Below are 18,051 nucleotides of genomic sequence, written 5' to 3'. Positions count from 1 at the left end.
ACGTCCGCGCCCAAGTCGATAATCGGCCTCACAAGGGCGCGCGAACGGTAGGCTCATTGCAGGGCGGGGCAAACGCCGTGACAGATGGTCGCGACGAGTACGATTGCGACGCTTGTTGTCGCGTCAGCCGCAAGTCTGTTTATGGCCTGGGCCATCGGTGCCGGGTCGTCCGGGTCCACGCCGTTCGCACCGGCCGTCGGGGCGAACGCGATCTCGGTGATGCGGGCCGGGTTCTTTGTCGGCGTCCTTGGACTGGCCGGCGCGGTCCTGCAGGGAGCCAACGTCACAGAAGCCGTCGGGAGCGAGCTCATTCTGTTCCCGAGCGGCGGCGGTCTCTCGGCTATTGCCGCTATCGTCGCCCTCCTCACTGCGGCGGTGCTGGTCGCCGTCGGTATTTTCACCGGCTACCCCATTGCGACGGCGTTTACCGTCACCGGTGCGGTCGTCGGCGTCGGGCTGGCGATGGGCGGCCAGCCGGCGACGGCAAAGTACATCGAAATTGTCTCCCTGTGGGTTATGACCCCTTTCTTCGGTGGGTCGGTCGCCTTCGTGACAGCATGGTCACTCCGGCACGAGGCCACGACCGAGGAACGGCTCGTGCCGCTGCTGGGCGGGCTGGTCGGTGTGATTCTGGCGAACATCGAGTTCGTACTACTGGCACCGGGCAGTGAGCAGGCGTCGGTCGCCCGTGCTGTCGCGCGGGCGGCCGGAACCCCCATACTCCCGTCGATGGTCGTCGTGACGCTCCTCATCGGGGTGCTCGCGGGTGGGCTGCTGTATCTAGATATCAGAGCGGACGCAGCCGCCGGGCAGCGGCACTTCCTGCTGGTGATGGGCGGGCTCGTGGCCTTCTCCGCCGGCGGGAGCCAGGTCGGGCTGGCGTTGGGACCGCTGGTGCCCCTGCTCGGCGAGGGGCCGACGGCTGCCATTCCTATCACTGGGGTCCTGTTGTTCGGCGGGGCCGGGCTCCTTGTTGGCTCGTGGACGGGCGCACCGCGGATGATCAAAGCGCTGGCACAGGACTACTCCTCGCTCGGGCCGCGGCGCTCTATCGGCGCGTTGATTCCGAGCTTCATCATCGCACAGGCGGCCGTTTTCTTCGGCATCCCGGTGTCGTTCAACGAGATTATCGTCTCGGCTATCGTCGGCTCTGGCGCAGCCGCCGGCGGTGGCGAGGTCAGTCGGGAGAAGATGGGGAAAACGGTGCTGGCCTGGATCGGGTCGCTCGCGCTGGCGTTCGGACTGAGCTACGGACTGTTCTGGGTTATCGACGCAGTGCTCTGAGCGGTCAGCGACCCCAGACGTAGCGACTGACGACCTCGTTCACTCTGGTCGAGAGCCGCCCCATCCAAGCCTCTGGTGAGACGCGCTCGATGTCCCGCTGGTCGACCTCGATGCGGTCGTCACCGAAGGGGTCGTGGGGCTGTTCGTCCGCAGTTTCGTCGACGGCTTCAACGACGACGGTCATCGAACAGCGGCCGCAGGCTTCGGTGTCTTTCGGCATGATTGTTAGTGAGAGGTTCGGAGACCAGCGTCAAAAACCTGCCGCGGCGGTCGTGTACGGCCCGTGAACGACCGTCGGCTGACCGACGCGCTTAAGACTCCGACACGGCATCGGCATGGTATGAGCTACCGCGGCATGGGGCTGGTGCGAACTGAACGCCCACGGAACTCACGACGATGAGCGAGGAATCCAAGTCCACATCGGGCGAGGAGCCGCCGGACTACGGCGCGGATGACTGGGAGGACCCCGTCACTGGGGCAGTCCCGAAGTCGGAGCTTCCCGAGGAAATCATTGAGGAGGTCCCACACTGGACGGACGATCCGTACTTCGACCGGGTGAGCGACCGCCTGATGTACAACTACACGCTGGAGCGGGACCACCGGTTCCGGGGCGAGCGCTGGGACCTCTACGGCGAGATGCGAGTCCTCAATCAGAAGCAGTTCTTCCACCCGGCGCTGTCCTACGGCGACCACGAGTCCGAGGAGTACCTCTACGCCCGCCGCGTCGACCGACCGACGGTCGGCGAACTGAAGCGGCTGGTCGAACTCGGCCACGACTTGGCCGACAAACGGGTCACGCCGAACGAAGAGCACTACCGGACTGACTTCACGTTTGTCCTCGTCGCCGACGAGTTACCGGATGAGGTCCGGTCGTTCGTCGACGGCCAGCGCGAGCGCACACTGTTGAAGTACGGCTACTACGGCCACTACGAGGTCAATCTGGGCGTCATCGTGCCGGACGAGCAGGTGGCTGTCGCCGGCGAAGCCGCCGACGTGGTTGAGGCGTTCGTCCTCTGGGAGGACGTGACGACGCCGTCCGAGGGGGTCCTTTCGCGACTCGCCAAGCGGTTCTGGAGATGACGATCGGGTAGCAGTCGCTGTCAGCGCGGAAAAAACAGAGAAGTGATCGGTCGTGTCAGTCGTCACTCGGTTCGACGGCACTGCCGCCGTAGCTCTCGCGGACGGTGCTGATGTTGTCGTATCCCTTCTTGACCAGCGCCAGAGCGAGGCCGATGAGGGTCAGTGCCAGAAGCGTCTGGATAATCGTTGCGAACAGTTGCACACCGCTCGCACCGCCCACGATAATCGTCTGGTAGATGTTCTGGTAGAACGCGAGCCAGCCGAGGCCGAGCATGGTTATCGCCACCATGACGGCCATCGGCACGCCCGTGGAGTACAGCTGTTTGCTCTTGTCCCAGTTAGCCAGCCAGACCGTCGCAGTCAGCAGTGCGAGCGCGGCCAGCAGCTGGTTCGCGCCACCGAACAGCGCCCACAGGACGACCCACTGGCCAGAGATGACCATCGCGTACGCGAAGCCACACTGGATAATCGGGTTCGTGTACCGGCCACGACCGAGTTCACCTAGTGTCGAACGGATGCCACCGCCCACATTGAGCCCGCTCGACGTCTGGCCGGCCGGCAGGCCGACGATTTCTTCCATCATGTAGCGGCCGAGTCGGACAGCCGTGTCAGTAGACGTAAGCAGGAAGCTCACGAGGACAAGTGCCATGAATGGTGCGCCAAAGCTCTGTGGGAGGCCGAGGCTCGTCAGGATGATGCCGCCACCGGTCGCGAAATTCGGTAGCGCCGCGCCGATACCGCCCGCTGGGTCGGGGAAGCCGGCGACCGCAAGCGTCGACAGCGCGACGGCCGCGAGCAAGCCCTCGCCCAGCATCCCGCCGTAGCCGATGAGGCGGGCGTCGGTCTCCTTATCGAGTTGCTTCGCCGTCGTCCCGGAGGAGACCAGCGAGTGGAAACCGCTGATGGTTCCACAGGCGATAGTAATGAACAGCAGTGGGAACAGCGGGTACAGGCCCGCACCCTCGACACCCCAGAAGCCGTTGAACGCGCTGATGGAGCTATCGATGACCAGCGGCTGGCTCGACGAGCTGAGGATTGTTCCGACGATAATCGCGAGCAGCGCGCCGCCGACGCCGGTGTACAGCAAGAACGAGGAGAGGTAGTCACGCGGCTGGAGCAACACCCACACCGGGAGCGCGCTGGCGACGGCGGCGTAGGCCATGATGACTGGGATCCACGCGGCAGTGTTGCCGCCCAGTGCGCCCGCGCCAGGCACCCAGGAACCGCTCCCACCCAGCAACACGATGACGGACATCTCCGCGGTCCGTTCGGCCGTCGGCTCAAACAGGGCAATTGGGAACTGAATCCCGGCGAAGACGCCGGCGAAAACACCTGCAACGAACAGGACTGTCCCTGGGATGAACGGGCCGTTGAGCTGGTAGAGGTACACGCCAAATGCCAGCGCGAGGGCAATGTAGACCAGTGACGCCGTCACCACCTCGGGATATTCGTTGAACACGATCCCGACCACCAGCGCAAACACTGCGACGACGAGGATAATCGTCAGGAACGCGAACCACAGCAGCATGTTCTTCCCGCCCTCGCCGACGTACTCACCGACGATGTAGCCGATGGACTTCCCCTCGTGTCGGAGTGACCCCGACAGCGAGACGAAGTCGTGGACGCTGCCCATCAGCGGGTTGCCGATGGCGATCCACAGCAGTGCGGGAACCCATCCCCAGATGGCCCCCGCAGTAATCGGTCCGACAATCGGTGCCCCACCCGCGATACTTGAGTAGTGGTGACCCAGCAACACCGGTTTCTTCGACGGGACGTATTCCTGCCCGTCTTCGTACTTGTGTGCCGGTGTCTCGTTGTCGTTGTCGAGTTCGAGGAACCGCGCGAGGTACTTCGAATACCCCAGATACCCCACGCTGAACGTCACCAGTACTGCCAGGACGATCCAGATTACCTGTGTCATGTATGTGCATGAATGGTAACCAACATCAAGCTATTAATAGTTATTATATATTTCTTATATATCTCAAGTCCGTCAGAATACGCACGGTCACACGGCTTCGACTATCAACGAAAAATCTAATATCTGATTACTTATCGGTTATGCGCAGCCCACACATGAGCGGCTGGCCGCCGGCTCAGACGAACGTCGGTGCCTCGGCGTCCGTCTCGACAGCGAGTTCGGCGGCGACATCGTCGAGCAGGTCGCCTTTCACCTCCGCCGTACGGGTCGTGATTTCCGCGACCAGCGGCGGGTCGAGCGTCTCACGAACCTCCTGCAGTCGTTCGTTCTCGGTGGCGACGCGGTCCCGGAGATACCGGGCCCCGCGGCCGTCCTCATCGGGGTCCGGTTCGGGCGTGAGCTTGTTCGCGACGAGGCCCCGGACCGAGAGGTCGCGCTCCCGCATCTCGGCGATAGCGCGCCGCGTCTCGTTGACCGAGAGCTGGTCGGGGTTGAGCACGAGGAAGAAGGCGGCGTCGGCCTGGAGCGCACCTCCGGCGAACTCAAAGAACTCCTTGCGATCCTGTAGGCGGGCCAGCACCGGGTCGCCGTCCATCACGCGCCGGGGTTCGTTGTTGCCGATAGCGGCCTTCTCGAAGAGGTCGATGCTCTTTTCGCGTTTGTGCATCAGTCGGTCGATCCACCCTTCAAGGAACTCCGGCAGGCCGAGCAGTCGAAGGGTGCTGCCAGTCGGCGAGGTGTCGAAGACGACCCGGTCGTACGGGTCGGCGTTGCGCATCACGTCGACGAAGCGGTCGAACAGCGCCGACTCGTAGGCCCCTGGCGTCTGGTGGGCCATCTCTAGCTGCTGGTTGATTTCGTTGACCATCGCCGCCGACACCTGCTCGGAGAGGTCGTTACGGATGCCATTGAGGTGGCGCTGGGTCTCGGTTTCGGGGTCGATCTCCATCGCATCAAGGCCGTCGATGCCCTCGACGGATTCCGGGTCGTCGCTGAACTGCTGATCGAACACGTCCGTGACGGAGTGGGCTGGGTCCGTCGAGACGACGAGCGTGTCGAGTCCCACGCGTGCGGATTTGACGCCGTAGGCACAAGAGACGGTGGTCTTGCCGACCCCACCCTTCCCGCCGAAGAAGACGAACGGCTCCATCAGAAGTGGTACTGCTGGCCTTTGCGTTCGATGTACGAGCCCCGGTCCCACAGCCGCCGCTCCCAGGCCTCGAAGGTGTCTTCGAGGTACGGCAGCAGTTCGGCGGTGTAGTACGACACCGGCGACGGGATGCCGAAGGCGTCGGGGAAACAGGCCAGCATGAACGCGTCCTCAATGTCCTCGGCCTCTTTCTCGATTTTCTCGTAGGCCGGATGCGTTATCATGCCGTGGTACAGTCCGCGGGCCCACTCCCGTAGCGTCCGGCGAAAGCGCTCGATTTGGTCGGCCAGTTCCATCGTGGGTCGTGTGTGCGAGAGGCACGGAGTAAAAGCTGTCGCAGTTACCCGTCGACAGTGCCCACGCGCTGTGGCGCGACAGCGGTCGTGTTTGACCGCTGGAAACGAGGCGCGATTTGAAGGGAGCCGGTCCACAACGGAGGGTATGCGCGACACCATTCCCGTCACGATTCTCTCCGGAAGCCTCGGGGCCGGGAAGACGACGCTGCTGAACCATCTGCTGACTGAGGCCGGTGACCGCGACATCGCCGTCCTCGTCAACGACATGGGAACCGTCAACGTCGACGCGGAACTCATCGCCGAGGGGTCCGAACTCGATGTGGACGACGGGGTCGCGGAGCTATCCAACGGCTGTATCTGCTGTGAGCTACAGGACGACCTCGAAACGGCAGTCGTCCGGCTGGCGGACGACCGGGACTTCGACGCGCTCGTCGTCGAGTCCTCTGGTATCTCAGAGCCAGCGCCTGTCGCGCGGCTGTTCACCACTGAATCGCGCGTGGCGGCGCTCTATCGCGTCGACACGCTTGTGACAGTGCTGGATACGCGGCTGTTTCTCGATTCCTTCGCCGATGAGACGCCGGAACGCCGCGGAAGCGCCGAAGCGAACGCCGGTGGAGACAGCGACGACACAGCAGCCGACGGTGCCGACCGCCCGCTTTCGGACCTCATGGTCGAACAGGTCGAACTCTCAAACCTCGTCGTGATGAACAAGACGGACCTCTGTACGGACGGGGAACTGGACGAAGCCGAGGAGCTGGTGGGGGCGCTCCAGCCCGACGCCGAGACCATTCGAACGACCTTCTCACAGGTCGACCCCGACCGGCTGTTCGACCGCGGGCTGTTCGACCAGACCGAAATCAACGACTTGCCGGGCTGGAAGCGAGCGCTGGCCGAAAGCGGGCATGGCGGCGACAGCCACAGCCACGAAACCGATGCCCACGAAGGCGACACCGGGCACGGCCACGACGACCACCACCATCCCGAGGCGGTGTACGGCGTCACGTCCTTCACCTACCGCTGCCGCCGGCCGTTCCACCCCGACCGACTCGCCGACGTGCTGCGGGACCTGCCGCCAGGTGTCGTCCGCTCGAAGGGGACCGTCTGGCTGGCAGGCACTGAGGTACGGGTGGTCATCGGCCAGGCCGGACCTTCGATACGGGCGGAAGCACAGGGCCCCTGGATTGCGAGTCTCCCCGAAGTCGAGCAGGATATGTACCGCTCGAACCGGCCGGAACTCGACTGGCACGACGAGCACGGCGACCGTCGAACGGAACTGGTGTTCATCGGAACTAACTACGACGAAAACACTCTTCGGACAGCGCTGGACGACGCGCTGGTGACAGATGAAGAATGGACGGAAAGCGAGTCGTTCACTGGTCCGTTTCCGGCGGAACAGGGCGAGGAGGCGGTGCTTCGAAGCCCCTAACAGGCGCAGTCACGGCCCGCCGAGCGCTCAAAGCGCATCTCCTCGCCACAGTCCGGACAGACCGGCTCGCCGTCTAAGTTGACATCTCTGATACGAACGCCACAGTCGTCACACCAGTACGCGCCCTGCGAGCCATCGTCGGGCCGGGACTTCGCGTCCGGCTGGGACGTGAGCGCCTCCTTGACGCTGTCGAGGATACTCATGATCGTATATTCAGATTACAGCTACTAAACGTATCGTGGTTGTGCGCAGTCGTCTCACGGGCATCGACAACCCGGCCGGACGGGTGCGGTATCGGCCGATTCAGCCTCCGGGCACGTCGGCCGCCAGTTCCTCGATAGCTCGCTCTATTTCGTTGCCGCGCTTCCAGGCGGCGATGCGGTCAGCGAAGGGAAGCGGCAGGTTCAGTGAGACAGTCGAGCGCATCGTGACCCGAGAGCCGTTCTCTTCCGGCACGACAGTAATTCGGGTCTCCAGATGGTCGAACGGACCGACCTCGCCCTCAGCGGTGTACCGGAGTCCGTCGTCGTGCGACTCGAAGCGCAGGGGGACTGACATCCCCGGGCCAGCGGCGGTGACGAGCGTTCCAGTCTCCGTTTCCTCGACAGCCGTTACTGTGAACGTTCCCTCCGCCGCGACGACTGCTTCCGGCGAGAGCGTGCGGTGGACAGCTGGCGGCCGCGCCATCACGAACCGAGAGCGTTCGACCTCGCGCATACCAGTCCACATGCGTACCGGGGTGGTAAATCACAGGGCCAGCGGCGCCGAGACGCCGACCAGCAACACAGCGAAGCCGACGCCGATGTAGATGAGGCGCTGAAAGCGAAGCTCCGGGGCGATCTGTACCGAGGGCGGCGGCGCAGTCCAGACCAGGCGGTGGTACGCGACGGCGGCCACGGCGACGGTCCCGGCTGTCGCAACGGTCAGACCGGCCCAGATGGGAAGCCCGTAGGCGAGGCCGTACAGCGGGCCGACGGAGAACAGCAGCATCACCGCCATCGCGGTACAGACGAGAAACGGGACCGGGTCGACCGGGTCCCCGTGACGGTTTCGAACGTTCATGCGTCGTGTTAGGCTCCGAACGTGTTTAGTTGTGCGACTCGGCAGCTCCCGGCCGAAGCGAGCGAAGTGGACTCGCCGAGCGCTGCCAAAGAGCTAAGGGGCGTCCCGTCCGTGTTCGTGGGCATGAGCGACGCGAACGGGTTCGAGGAGGGGGCGAGCGGGTCGCAGGGCGACCCGCGGGTACTCATCGCGATGAACGTCGTGCTCTCGACGGCGTTTGCGGCCACTATCATCTGGGGGCTGAGTGTCATCGGCGCGGCGGAGCTCACGGCGATCAACGTCGCGACCGGCGCGATACTCCTGTTCGCGCTGACCTACGCCATCACGCTTCAGTAGCGATCCGGCGTCACGCTCCTGTGGCGGTTCGACAGAACGACTGCGACCACCGGCTCACTCGGGGTCGTATGGATGGACATCATCCACCGCGGGTGCACCGACGACGAGCGTCCGCACTGGTTCGGTCGCCGACTCGGGGTTGTGCGCCCGCTGGGGGCTGTCCGGCTCGACGACGAACGCCTCGTCTTCCTCGACCTCGTAGGTCTTCTTGGGCGTCTCGACAGCCAGCGTTCCGGAAAGGACGTAGAACAGTTCTTCCTGATTGTCGTGATAGTGGTACGCGAGCGGAATATCCTCGCCGGGGGCGACCTCGTAAAGGTTCACGGCCGCATTTTCGAGGTCGGCTGCATCACTTATCGACCGCTGGACGCTGGGTCGGTCCGGTGTCGGTTCGATGTCGTCGACCGCGAGGTGGTGATAGCCCATACCATCGCTATAGACGGCAACCGAAGTAAAACGACTGCGACCGAACGGAATCAGTCCGTGGCCTCTTCGGCGTCAACCGACTCCGTTTCGCCGGTTTCGAGGCGGACGACGCGAGCTTTCATGATGCGCGTGTTCTCGACCTGTTCGACGCGGATCTCGACGCCGTCGTAGGTGATGGTCTCACCTTCCTCGACCAGCCGGCCGGCGCGGTTAAAAATGAAGCCGGTGATGGTCTCACCTTCCTCGACCAGCCGGCCGGCGCGGTTAAAAATGAAGCCGGCGATGGTCTCGAACTCCTCGCCTTCAGGCAGGTCCAGGTCCAGCGCCTCGTTGACCTCCTCGATGTTGACCTCGCCTTTGACCGTGACCGTGTCGTCGTCGACGTACTCGATGGGCTCTTCCTCCTCGCCTTCGAGTATCTCGCCGACGATTTCTTCGGTCAGGTCCTCCATCGTCACTAGCCCCTCGGTGGTCCCGAACTCGTCGATGACGATGACCATGTGCAGGCGTTCGGCCCGCATCTCGGTCAGCAGGTCGTCGACGTTCTTCGACTCGGGGACGTGCAGCGTCGGCTCGATGAGGTCTTCAAGATCCATGTCGCGGGCCAGCGCCTCGCCGTAATTGAGGTCCCGAACGAGGTCGCGGATGTGGATGACACCGATGACGTTGTCCAGACTGCCCTCGTAGACCGGGATACGGGCGTGGCCGCTGTGGATACACGTCTCCAGCGCTTCCTCAACGGAGGAGTCCTTGGCGACGGCGGTCATGTCCAGCCGCGGCGTCATCACTTCCTTGGCGATGGTGTCGTTGAACCGCAGCGTGCGCTGAAGCATCTCCCGTTCGTCCTCATCAAGGACGCCCTCGCGCTCACCCGTCTCGATGATGTCCTGTATTTCCTCGCGGGTGACGTAGGAGGTCTCGATAGCGGAGCGGCCGCCGGTGATCTTGTTGACGACGCGAGTGAGATAATCGAACAGCAGGATGAGCGGGAGCAACACCTTCTCAGCAGCCTTGAGCGGCTTGGAGATGCGCAGCGCCCAGGACTCGGTGTTCTCCACCGCGTAGCTCTTCGGCGCGCTCTCGCCGAACAGCAGCACGATGGCAGTGACCCCGAACGTCGCGATAGCGACAGCCAGCCCCTGGCTCTCAACGTACATCGCAAGGAGTCCAGTAGCGATGGACGACATCGCGATGTTGACGAGGTTGTTGCCGACGAGAATCGTCACCAGCAGGCGGTGAGGGTCCGACTTGAGTTGTTTGAGCGTCTTCGCACCCGGGACGGCGTCCTCGACGAGCGCCTCCGTCCGGTGTGCAGGCAGCGAGAACATCGCAATTTCTGAGGACGAGAAGAACGCTGAGAGGACAACCAGTGCGACGAGCGTGACAATACCAGCGACGAGCACCGCGTCCTGCGGTATCGGGACGCCGACGATTTCGACGCCCTGCAGCATCGCTGTAGACAGCTCAAACGGCGCAGGTGGATCCAGGGCCATCAACGGTCGAAGTTGTAATGGGCGGGGATTAAGGCTTGTCATGAATGGGTTGCCAGCGAAGCCCTTACCCGGCTTTCACGCGTACCGTCCCACAGAGTATGAGCGAGTCCGATATCACGCTGTACCGGTTGCAGGCGTGTCCGTTCTGTGAGCGCGTCGTCCGGAAGCTGGACGCCTACGACCTCGATTACCAGTCGCGGTTCGTCGAGCCGATGCACGCCGACCGCGATGTAGTCAAGCGACTGTCCGGCAAGCGGACCGTCCCGGCCATCGTCGACGAGAACACCGGCGTCACGATGTCCGAGAGCGCGAACATCGTCGCGTATCTGGAACGGACCTACGGCGAGGGCGAGGAGACCGCGGGGGGTGTGGCCTGATGGACCTCGACTTCGATATCGTCGATCTCGACCCGGTCGAGCACCCCGAAGAAGGCGACACTGCGCCGGATTTCACCCGCCCGCTCGTCAACGACGAGTTCTGGGAGGACGAATCGCTCGCGTCGGTCTGTGCCGACAGCGACCGTGTCGTCCTCGTGTTCCACGCGATGGACGGCGCGTTCCCGGCGACGTACATCTGGAACGAGATTCGCGACCGCGCGTGGCACGAGCAGGCCACCGTCGTGGGCGTTTCAATCTCGACGCCGTACGAACACAAGCAGTTGCTCAGAGAGCGAGAAATAGAGGGAGACTACCGGCTGTTCTCGGACCCCGCCAACGGCGTCGCACAGCAGTACAGCATCGACATGGACCTCGACGGAATGGCCGGTATCGAGGAGCCGCGTCCGTCGGTGTTCGTCCTCGATAGCGACCGGACCATCGAGTACGCGTGGGTGGCCCAGGAGTGGCCTGACTTCCCGGACTACGACGACATCGAAGCCCAGCTCTGACGATGGCGACAGTCGACGACGCCGCGGCGGCAGTCCACGACGGAGAGCTGGTTGTCTATCCAACAGAGACAGTGTACGGTCTCGGCGCAAACGCACTCGACGCTGCTGCCGTCGAGCGGGTGTTCGAGGCGAAAGGCCGCGAGCGCGACAAGCCGGTGTCGCTGGCCGTCCCCGATGTCGAGTCTGCCCGCGAATACACGCGCCTGAGCGACCGTGAACTGGCGTTCATGCGAGAGTTCCTCCCGGGCCCGGTCACTGTCGTCGTCGAACGCCGCGACGCGGTTCCGGACGTGCTGGTCGCTGGTCGAGACCGCGTCGGGGTCCGCATCCCCGACCACGACCTCGCGCTCGAACTGCTCGCCGAAACCGGGCCACTCACGGCAACGAGCGCTAACATCTCCGGGAACCCGAGCGCGCGCTCCGTCGACGACCTCGACGCGATCCGCGAGCGTGCTGCCGTCGTCGTCGATGCCGGTGAGACCGACGGCGGGACCGGCTCGACGGTCGTGAACGTCGACAGCGGGACGGTTCATCGCCGCGGCGCACGCGCCGACGCCGTCGAGTCGTGGCTCAACGACCGGAGCTGATACCCGCCCGGAACTGTCCGGGTGGGTGTCCGCCTTAGCGTAGCATTGACCGTAGCGACCGCGTTTTCACCCCGCAGTCATCGCTGAACTCACAGGGCTTGCACTTGGCGTCGTTTCGCACCCGCCCCGGCGGCCCGTCGATGCTGTCGGCAGTTCTGACCGCGCGACGGTAGATCCCGGCTCGCCGCGTGTTCACCTCGATGCGTCGGATCACGCCGTACGCCGGATACTCCGCGTAGGCAATGTCGATATCACACTTGCGCTCCCATGAGAGCGCCTTCGCGGCGGCGACAAGCCGCACGGTTTGGGGCTCCCAGACGCCCTCCTCCGGGGGCCGACCGGCAAACACGAGCGACGGCGCGGGGCCGTCCTGCCCGGCGACGACCTTGTGTGCGACACCGCGGGCATCCTTCCCTTCGAGGTAGGCGTCGGTCACCGCCGGAGCGACCAGCGCATCCCAGTCGGCCAGGCGCTCTCGAAGCCCTCTGAGGCGGTCGCGGTACTCGTCCGGTCCCACTTCGATGGGGGCGGCCAGCAGGGCGGCATCATCGGTCAGCAGCCGCTCGTACTCACGGGCGAGCCGGCGGACCGACTCGATTTCGTCGGGGATTTCGCTCGCCCCGTCGCGGCGACGGTAGTAGAGCTTCCGCGGGCAGTAGGCGGCCGTTTCCAGTTCCCTGAACGTGTGGGTCGGCATGGCTCTGCGTGGTCGCGTTCCACTACAAGAAGGTTCGGCGGCCGCCGCTGTTGAGACAACTGCACAGTTGGCTACCCCTACCGCGACTGGAGACGATTAGAAAAGGTATCCGAGAGTCACATCGACACGTCAGCGCCGGAATCAAGCGAATCGATGTCCTCGGTGGCCTCGTCGAGGCCGTCCTCACGGAGGGCAGCGGCGTGCTGTGTCGACAGCCCGGCGTCGGTGAGCACATCCTCGAACTCGCTCTGGAATCGGTGGGAGACCCGTCGTGCGGCGTCCTGTGCGGCAACGACGCGGCGGTAGTGGGCGGCTCGGGGCTCGTCGATATCGAACTCGGCTGCGAGTTCGGCGACAGACGGGTCGGCGTCGGCGACGCGGCGGCGGAATTCGGCCAGGTCGAACGGTGCCTCTGTGTCCTCGTCGCGGAGGAGATGCAGGTCCAGTCGGCCCTCGACCACGTTGGACCCGTCCACGCCGATTTCGGCTGCGATAGTTCCGTCGTCGCTCCCCTCGTAGAACAGTCGGACCACTGTCACTAGAGATTCGTCGGCAAGGTCGGTTTGGAACTCATACCGCTCGCGCATCCGCGCGATGACATCACCGAGTCGGTCCGCGACACCGGCCTCGTCAGTATCGGCCAGGGACCCTCTTGACGCCTCCTGAGACTCCGTCACAGCCTCCTCGTCGGAGACGTCCATGAAGATGTCACGGAGTTCTTCGGTCTTCTCGTCCATCGAACATGAAACTACTTCTCGGGAGTCATATATCTGTCGGATGTGCAACGTGACGTGAGGAAACTTTCAACAGTCGCCAAATTCTCGCAAGACTGCGACGGGGCGTGGCAAGATTTAAGCGGACACGCAGCACGTGTTAGCGTATGTCATCTATACTCCAGACGACCACGCGCCCGACGTTCTGGCGTATCGGCGACGTGGGGAAAGTGCTGTTCTACTATCTGGCAGCGCTCGCCATCATCGTCTTTCTGTACGGTGTGTACAATCGCGTCACCCGCTATGCGCAGGGTGGCGAGGACCCCTTCGAGCGCTTGGACGACCTTCCCCAGCGGACGGTTGCGGCGGCGCAATTGGCGCTGTCAAACCGGAAGCAGTTGGACCGCGACACCGTCGCCGGCGTGATGCACGCATTCATCGTCTGGGGCTTTCTGACGCTGCTCATCGGGACGACGATTCTGGGTATCGATATGGACCTCTATCGGCCGCTGACCGGTGAGTCCTTCTTCGTCGGCCAGTTCTACCTCTCCTATTCGTTCGTCATGGACGCGATGGGGCTGCTGTTCGTCGTCGGCGTCGGCGTCGCGCTGTGGCGACGCTACGGCCGCAAGCTAGACCGCCTCCACGATCGCCATACGTCCCGCGAGGATGACCTGTTTCTCGGCTCGCTGTTCGTGCTGGGCGTCGGCGGCTACCTCACCGAAGGCATCCGGATTCTCGGCACCTCGACGGTCCGGGACGTCTCCTTCGAGACGGTGAGCTTCGTCGGCTGGTCGGTCAAGGAAATACTCGTTATGGCTGGGATGACGCCAGAGATGGCAGCGGGTGCATACCCCTTCGTCTGGTGGAGCCACTCGCTGGTCGCGCTGTGGTTCGTCGCCTGGATACCTTACGCGAAGCCGTTCCATATGCTCTCGTCGTTTGCCAACCTTATCGCCCGTGACGAGAAGGCCGGGGTGCGACTGCCCGGCGTGCCAAGCGACGCGAGTCCCGACGAGATCGGCCCCAGCGACATCGACGACTTCTCGTGGAAACAGTTACTCGACCACGACGCCTGCACCAAGTGTGGCCGGTGTTCATCCGTCTGTCCGGCAAAAGCCTCCGGGCGGCCGCTGGACCCACGGAACGTCATTCTGGACCTGAAACGCTACCGTGAGGAGCGCGACGCCGGCGGCGAAGACGTGCCCATCATCGCTGACGGCGGCACCTCGGTCATCGACGCCCACACAATGGAGTCCTGCATGTCCTGTATGGCCTGCATGGACGCCTGCCCGGTCGACATCGAGCACGTCACGCAGTTCACAGAGATGAACCGCCGACTCACCGAGGCCGGCGAGATGGACGAACACGTGCAGGACGCGATGATGAACGTGTTCCAGCACGGCAACACCTTCGGCGACCCCGAGCGCGCCCGCCCGGACTGGACCGAGGACCTCGACTTCGAGGTGCCGGACGCCCGCGACGAACCGGTCGAATACCTCTGGTACGTCGGCGACTACCCCAGCTACGATGAACGTAATCAGAAGATAGCACGCGCGCTGGCTCGCGTCTTCGAGGCCGCCGATGTCGATTACGGCATCCTCTACGAGGCCGAACAGACCGACGGTAACGACGTGCGCCGCGTCGGCGAGGAAGGCCTCTACGAGATGCTCGTTGAGGACAACGCCGAGGCAATTCTGGACTGTGAGTTCGACTCCATCGTCACGACGGACCCCCACGCCTACAACACGTTCATGAACGAGTACCCCGAGTTCGAGGCCTGCGAGTGGGGCGAAGACGACGTGTTCCACTACACGCAGGTCGTCGCCGATCTCGCCAGTGGCGGCGCGCTCGGCCTCTCCGGGACCGAACTTGACTACACGGTCACGTACCACGACCCCTGCCACCTCGGACGGTACAACGGCGAGTTCGAGGCCCCGCGGGACCTCATCCAAGCCACCGGCGCAGACCTCCACGAGATGCCCCGCAACAGGGACGACTCCTTCTGCTGTGGCGGTGGCGGCGGTGGCCTCTGGATGGACCTCGAAGAGGAGAGTAAACCCAGCGAGGAACGCCTGCGCGAGGCCCTCGAAGACACCGACGCGGGCGCGGCCGTCGAGAAGTTCGTCGTCGCCTGCCCGATGTGCATGACGATGTACGAGGACGGCCGGAAAACCGGCGGCTACGAGGACGATCTGGAGATTGTCGGTGTCACCGAATTACTTGCTGAAGCGGTCAGCGAAGAGAGAGTCTGATCGCCCGGGTATAAATTACCAAGTAACTAAAACGAAAAGGGCCACTATGGCCCTCCTCCTCGTCGGATTACCCGGCGCAACGGAACTCATCGTCATGGTGATGGTACTAGCGATGTACGTCGGACTGCCAGCCGCCGGCATGATACTCATCTACAACTTTCTCGACGGCAAACGCGGCTACGAAAAGCGCATTTCCGAACTCGAACGTCAGGTCGAAGCGCTCGAATCCGAGCTATCCGAGGAGTAACGACTGCCCCGGTATCTTAGTTTGCCGACGCCCTGCTACAGATGGAACGTCAGACTGATCGCCTGTGATGGGCCGGCACAGTTTGCCGCCACTGGCGTTAATCCGTCAGCGTTTCAGTGGGTGTTGTGGGCGCTTCATCGACCGGTGCAGCGTTGTCGCGGTCCGTGTCCGACACACGGCTTCGGTTCGGGTACACCCGTTTGACGCAATCAGCACAATTGGTGACAAGTACCATGCTTTTCGTTTGCCGGACCGGGTATATGTATGTTACCAGAATATGGCTAAACGAAATATAATGACATTATACAGTACTGCCAGACAGCCAGCTCACAGCAGGCTGGCGACATTTGAGTCTGTGTCCACGTGCGCGCTCCAGCCAAACCCTTAACGCTACCAGACTCTCACAGCGAGATGATGGAGGTCGCACTGCTCACCGTCGGTGACGAACTGCTCGCTGGCGACACGGAGAACACGAACGCGTCGTGGCTGGGCCGTCAGCTTACCGAGGCCGGTGCGAGCGTCACCCGCGTTCTGACTGTGCCCGATGACGAGGCGGTCATCGCCGATGCCGTTTCGCGGTTCCACGACGCCTTCGACGCGGTCATCGTCACCGGCGGCATCGGCGGGACACCCGACGATATCACGAAGGCCGCTGTGGCGCGGGCGTTCGGCCGCGACCTCGTTGTTCCCGACGACGTGCGGGCACATCTCGAAGCGAAGGCAGAGCGCTTTGCCGACGACAACCCCGAGATGGTTGACCGCTACGACATGGACCTTGACCTCGACGCGTGGGCGTCGGTTCCCGAAGGCGGGCAGGCGCTGCTGACCGACGAGAGCTTCGCCGCCGGCTGTGTCATCGACCGCGTGTACGTCCTGCCGGGCATTCCTGAGGAACTGAAAGCGATGTACGAGACCGTCGCCGACGAGTTCGACGGCGACCGGACGACGGAGACAATTCACACGCCTGCACCCGAAGGCGCGCTGGTCACCCACATCACGGCGGCCCGCGAGCAGTTCGAGGTGGCTGTCGGAAGCTATCCGCGAAAGGACGACGCGCCGGGACGGGTGAAGATTACCGGCGACGACCCGGCGACCGTCGCCGACGCGGCGGCCTGGCTCCGCGAGCGAATCGAGACGGAGTAGGTCGGTAAGCGGTGGGTTCATGCCGGCCACGGACTGAACTGGCAGTATGAACCTGACACAGCGCCCGCGTCGCCTGCGAACCGACGGCGTGCGACCGCTGGTGCGTGAAACGGAACTCACAGCGTCGGACCTCATCGCGCCGGTGTTCGTCGACGCGACGACCGACGAGCGCGTCCCCATCGAGACGATGCCGGGCCACGAGCGCGTCCCCATCGAGGAGGCGGTCGACCGCGTCGAGGAGGTCCTCGAAACCGGCGTCGAAGCGGTGATGCTGTTCGGTATCCCGGAGTCAAAAGACGAGCGCGGGAGCCGCGCCTGGGCCGAGGACGGCGTCGTACAGGAAGCGACCCGCCGGATTTCCGGTGAAACCGACGCCTACGTCATCACGGACGTGTGCCTCTGTGAGTACACCGACCACGGCCACTGTGGCGTTCTCGAAGACGACGCGGCCGAGGACCCCCGGCTGACGATTCGCAACGACGAGACACTCGACCTGCTGGGGAAAATCGCCGCGAGCCACGCCGCGGCCGGAGCCGACATGGTCGCGCCCTCGGGCATGATCGACGGCATGGTCGGCGCGATTCGGACGGCCCTCGATGCCGATGGGTTTGACGACGTGGCTATCATGAGCTACGCCGCCAAGTACGAGTCGGCTTTCTACGGCCCGTTCCGGGACGCCGCCGACGGCGCGCCGGCCTTCGGTGACCGGCGTCACTACCAGATGGACCCCGCGAACGCACGCGAGGCCCGCCGCGAGGTCGCCCTCGATGTCGAGCAGGGCGCGGACGTGCTGATGATCAAGCCCGCCCTGCCGTATCTGGACATCGTCAAGGAGGTCCGAGAGTCCTACGACCACCCCGTCGCCGCCTACAACGTTTCCGGTGAGTACGCGATGTTACACGCCGCTGCCGAGAAGGGCTGGCTCGATCTCGAAGCGGTCGCTTACGAGTCGCTGCTGTCGATCAAGCGAGCCGGTGCGGACCTGATTCTGACCTACTTCGCCGAGGACCTCGCGGACGAACTCTAGATCGGTGACTTTCCAGTTAGTA

22 protein-coding genes are annotated in these 18,051 nt (G+C 63.8%); 11 read left to right on the top strand and 11 right to left on the bottom strand.

Annotated features, from left to right (window positions below):
- The first annotated feature begins 84 nt into the window (after positions 1-84).
- Positions 85-1,284 (top strand): inorganic phosphate transporter, encoded by a 1,200-nt coding sequence (locus AV059_RS08115; protein ID WP_058993767.1) that lies wholly within the window; start codon positions 85-87, stop codon positions 1,282-1,284.
- A 4-nt stretch (positions 1,285-1,288) separates the two neighbouring features.
- Here the strand turns inward: AV059_RS08115 and AV059_RS08110 are convergent, their stop codons facing one another.
- Positions 1,289-1,504, bottom strand: coding sequence for a hypothetical protein (locus AV059_RS08110; protein ID WP_058993764.1), 216 nt, complete (start codon positions 1,502-1,504; stop codon positions 1,289-1,291).
- 176 nt (positions 1,505-1,680) lie between these two features.
- On the opposite strand from AV059_RS08110, the gene AV059_RS08105 reads away from it, so the two are divergent.
- Positions 1,681-2,364, top strand: coding sequence for a hypothetical protein (locus tag AV059_RS08105; protein WP_058993763.1), 684 nt, complete (start codon positions 1,681-1,683; stop codon positions 2,362-2,364).
- Between the two features lie 55 nt (positions 2,365-2,419).
- On the opposite strand, the gene AV059_RS08100 is transcribed toward AV059_RS08105, so the two are convergent.
- The 3 genes from AV059_RS08100 to AV059_RS08090 form a co-directional block, all read right to left on the bottom strand.
- On the bottom strand, positions 2,420-4,285 hold the full coding sequence (locus AV059_RS08100; RefSeq protein ID WP_058993760.1) for a carbon starvation protein A: 1,866 nt from the start codon (positions 4,283-4,285) through the stop codon (positions 2,420-2,422).
- A 175-nt stretch (positions 4,286-4,460) separates the two neighbouring features.
- Positions 4,461-5,435 (bottom strand): TRC40/GET3/ArsA family transport-energizing ATPase, encoded by a 975-nt coding sequence (locus tag AV059_RS08095; protein ID WP_058993758.1) that lies wholly within the window; start codon positions 5,433-5,435, stop codon positions 4,461-4,463.
- Positions 5,435-5,731, bottom strand: a complete 297-nt coding sequence (locus tag AV059_RS08090; RefSeq protein WP_058993755.1) for a hypothetical protein — start codon at positions 5,729-5,731, stop codon at positions 5,435-5,437. The genes AV059_RS08095 and AV059_RS08090 overlap by 1 nt, the downstream gene beginning before the upstream one ends.
- Before the next feature lie 145 nt (positions 5,732-5,876).
- On the opposite strand from AV059_RS08090, the gene AV059_RS08085 reads away from it, so the two are divergent.
- A complete protein-coding gene (locus AV059_RS08085; protein WP_058993754.1) occupies positions 5,877-7,157 on the top strand; it encodes a GTP-binding protein in 1,281 nt (426 codons plus the stop codon).
- Here the strand turns inward: AV059_RS08085 and AV059_RS08080 are convergent.
- From AV059_RS08080 to AV059_RS08070, 3 genes are all read right to left on the bottom strand, one after another.
- The gene (locus tag AV059_RS08080; protein ID WP_058993751.1) at positions 7,154-7,360 is read right to left on the bottom strand and encodes a hypothetical protein; all 207 of its coding nucleotides are present in this window, start codon (positions 7,358-7,360) and stop codon (positions 7,154-7,156) included. The two genes, AV059_RS08085 and AV059_RS08080, sit on opposite strands and share 4 nt — an antisense overlap.
- A 100-nt stretch (positions 7,361-7,460) precedes the next feature.
- A complete protein-coding gene (locus AV059_RS08075) occupies positions 7,461-7,874 on the bottom strand; it encodes a hypothetical protein (protein WP_004959678.1) in 414 nt (137 codons plus the stop codon).
- 30 nt (positions 7,875-7,904) lie between these two features.
- Entirely contained in the window at positions 7,905-8,219 is a 315-nt protein-coding gene (locus tag AV059_RS08070) for a hypothetical protein (protein WP_058993748.1), read from the bottom strand.
- A gap of 123 nt (positions 8,220-8,342) precedes the next feature.
- Between AV059_RS08070 and AV059_RS08065 the strand changes: the two genes are divergently transcribed.
- Positions 8,343-8,555, top strand: a complete 213-nt coding sequence (locus AV059_RS08065) for a hypothetical protein (protein WP_058993746.1) — start codon at positions 8,343-8,345, stop codon at positions 8,553-8,555.
- Between the two features lie 54 nt (positions 8,556-8,609).
- Here the strand turns inward: AV059_RS08065 and AV059_RS08060 are convergent, their stop codons facing one another.
- Positions 8,610-8,981: a cupin domain-containing protein gene (locus AV059_RS08060; RefSeq protein WP_058993745.1), complete on the bottom strand. Its 372-nt coding sequence runs from the start codon at positions 8,979-8,981 to the stop codon at positions 8,610-8,612.
- A gap of 50 nt (positions 8,982-9,031) precedes the next feature.
- On the bottom strand, positions 9,032-10,474 hold the full coding sequence (locus AV059_RS08055) for a hemolysin family protein (protein ID WP_058993743.1): 1,443 nt from the start codon (positions 10,472-10,474) through the stop codon (positions 9,032-9,034).
- Between the two features lie 98 nt (positions 10,475-10,572).
- Here AV059_RS08055 and AV059_RS08050 point away from each other — a divergent pair, with 98 nt between their 5' ends.
- The 3 genes from AV059_RS08050 to AV059_RS08040 are packed head-to-tail and all read left to right on the top strand — an operon-like array spanning position 10,573 to position 11,947.
- Positions 10,573-10,851: a glutathione S-transferase N-terminal domain-containing protein gene (locus AV059_RS08050; protein ID WP_014041628.1), complete on the top strand. Its 279-nt coding sequence runs from the start codon at positions 10,573-10,575 to the stop codon at positions 10,849-10,851.
- Complete coding sequence (locus tag AV059_RS08045) at positions 10,851-11,360, top strand: redoxin domain-containing protein (RefSeq protein ID WP_058993741.1); 510 nt, start codon at positions 10,851-10,853, stop codon at positions 11,358-11,360. The genes AV059_RS08050 and AV059_RS08045 overlap by 1 nt, the downstream gene beginning before the upstream one ends.
- Positions 11,361-11,362: 2 nt before the next feature.
- On the top strand, positions 11,363-11,947 hold the full coding sequence (locus AV059_RS08040) for an L-threonylcarbamoyladenylate synthase (protein WP_058993740.1): 585 nt from the start codon (positions 11,363-11,365) through the stop codon (positions 11,945-11,947).
- Between the two features lie 34 nt (positions 11,948-11,981).
- Here the strand turns inward: AV059_RS08040 and AV059_RS08035 are convergent, their stop codons facing one another.
- Both AV059_RS08035 and AV059_RS08030 read right to left on the bottom strand, forming a co-directional pair.
- A complete protein-coding gene (locus AV059_RS08035; RefSeq protein ID WP_058993738.1) occupies positions 11,982-12,644 on the bottom strand; it encodes a hypothetical protein in 663 nt (220 codons plus the stop codon).
- 116 nt (positions 12,645-12,760) lie between these two features.
- Complete coding sequence (locus AV059_RS08030) at positions 12,761-13,381, bottom strand: hypothetical protein (RefSeq protein ID WP_058993735.1); 621 nt, start codon at positions 13,379-13,381, stop codon at positions 12,761-12,763.
- A 143-nt stretch (positions 13,382-13,524) separates the two neighbouring features.
- Between AV059_RS08030 and AV059_RS08025 the strand changes: the two genes are divergently transcribed.
- From AV059_RS08025 to hemB, 4 genes are all read left to right on the top strand, one after another.
- Positions 13,525-15,612 carry a (Fe-S)-binding protein gene (locus AV059_RS08025; RefSeq protein ID WP_058993733.1) on the top strand — a complete coding sequence of 696 codons (2,088 nt, stop codon included), beginning with the start codon at positions 13,525-13,527 and terminating at the stop codon, positions 15,610-15,612.
- A gap of 46 nt (positions 15,613-15,658) precedes the next feature.
- Positions 15,659-15,859 (top strand): hypothetical protein, encoded by a 201-nt coding sequence (locus AV059_RS08020; protein ID WP_058993731.1) that lies wholly within the window; start codon positions 15,659-15,661, stop codon positions 15,857-15,859.
- Between the two features lie 414 nt (positions 15,860-16,273).
- Positions 16,274-17,002, top strand: coding sequence for a molybdopterin-binding protein (locus AV059_RS08015; protein WP_058993729.1), 729 nt, complete (start codon positions 16,274-16,276; stop codon positions 17,000-17,002).
- Between the two features lie 46 nt (positions 17,003-17,048).
- Entirely contained in the window at positions 17,049-18,029 is a 981-nt protein-coding gene (hemB, locus tag AV059_RS08010) for a porphobilinogen synthase (protein WP_058993726.1), read from the top strand.
- Positions 18,030-18,051 lie beyond the last annotated feature (22 nt).

It is taken from the genome of Haloarcula sp. CBA1127 (assembly GCF_001485575.1).
Classification (GTDB): domain Archaea; phylum Halobacteriota; class Halobacteria; order Halobacteriales; family Haloarculaceae; genus Haloarcula.
Note: the sequence above shows the minus strand (reverse complement) of the source record. Positions and strands in the feature narration are given on the sequence as shown.

Bases quoted from the DNA above. Each gene is read 5' to 3' on its own strand.
- AV059_RS08060 (WP_058993745.1), bottom strand. From the start codon at position 8,981: ATGGGCTATCACCACCTCGCGGTCGACGACATCGAACCGACACCGGAC.
- AV059_RS08115 (WP_058993767.1), top strand. From the start codon at position 85: ATGGTCGCGACGAGTACGATTGCGACGCTTGTTGTCGCGTCAGCCGCA.
- AV059_RS08095 (WP_058993758.1), bottom strand. From the start codon at position 5,435: ATGGAGCCGTTCGTCTTCTTCGGCGGGAAGGGTGGGGTCGGCAAGACC.
- AV059_RS08050 (WP_014041628.1), top strand. From the start codon at position 10,573: ATGAGCGAGTCCGATATCACGCTGTACCGGTTGCAGGCGTGTCCGTTC.
- AV059_RS08085 (WP_058993754.1), top strand. From the start codon at position 5,877: ATGCGCGACACCATTCCCGTCACGATTCTCTCCGGAAGCCTCGGGGCC.
- AV059_RS08035 (WP_058993738.1), bottom strand. From the start codon at position 12,644: ATGCCGACCCACACGTTCAGGGAACTGGAAACGGCCGCCTACTGCCCG.
- AV059_RS08040 (WP_058993740.1), top strand. From the start codon at position 11,363: ATGGCGACAGTCGACGACGCCGCGGCGGCAGTCCACGACGGAGAGCTG.
- AV059_RS08055 (WP_058993743.1), bottom strand. From the start codon at position 10,474: ATGGCCCTGGATCCACCTGCGCCGTTTGAGCTGTCTACAGCGATGCTG.
- AV059_RS08015 (WP_058993729.1), top strand. From the start codon at position 16,274: ATGGAGGTCGCACTGCTCACCGTCGGTGACGAACTGCTCGCTGGCGAC.
- AV059_RS08110 (WP_058993764.1), bottom strand. From the start codon at position 1,504: ATGCCGAAAGACACCGAAGCCTGCGGCCGCTGTTCGATGACCGTCGTC.
- AV059_RS08045 (WP_058993741.1), top strand. From the start codon at position 10,851: ATGGACCTCGACTTCGATATCGTCGATCTCGACCCGGTCGAGCACCCC.
- hemB (WP_058993726.1), top strand. From the start codon at position 17,049: ATGAACCTGACACAGCGCCCGCGTCGCCTGCGAACCGACGGCGTGCGA.
- AV059_RS08075 (WP_004959678.1), bottom strand. From the start codon at position 7,874: ATGCGCGAGGTCGAACGCTCTCGGTTCGTGATGGCGCGGCCGCCAGCT.
- AV059_RS08070 (WP_058993748.1), bottom strand. From the start codon at position 8,219: ATGAACGTTCGAAACCGTCACGGGGACCCGGTCGACCCGGTCCCGTTT.
- AV059_RS08025 (WP_058993733.1), top strand. From the start codon at position 13,525: ATGTCATCTATACTCCAGACGACCACGCGCCCGACGTTCTGGCGTATC.
- AV059_RS08030 (WP_058993735.1), bottom strand. From the start codon at position 13,381: ATGGACGAGAAGACCGAAGAACTCCGTGACATCTTCATGGACGTCTCC.
- AV059_RS08090 (WP_058993755.1), bottom strand. From the start codon at position 5,731: ATGGAACTGGCCGACCAAATCGAGCGCTTTCGCCGGACGCTACGGGAG.
- AV059_RS08065 (WP_058993746.1), top strand. From the start codon at position 8,343: ATGAGCGACGCGAACGGGTTCGAGGAGGGGGCGAGCGGGTCGCAGGGC.
- AV059_RS08105 (WP_058993763.1), top strand. From the start codon at position 1,681: ATGAGCGAGGAATCCAAGTCCACATCGGGCGAGGAGCCGCCGGACTAC.
- AV059_RS08100 (WP_058993760.1), bottom strand. From the start codon at position 4,285: ATGACACAGGTAATCTGGATCGTCCTGGCAGTACTGGTGACGTTCAGC.
- AV059_RS08080 (WP_058993751.1), bottom strand. From the start codon at position 7,360: ATGAGTATCCTCGACAGCGTCAAGGAGGCGCTCACGTCCCAGCCGGAC.
- AV059_RS08020 (WP_058993731.1), top strand. From the start codon at position 15,659: ATGGCCCTCCTCCTCGTCGGATTACCCGGCGCAACGGAACTCATCGTC.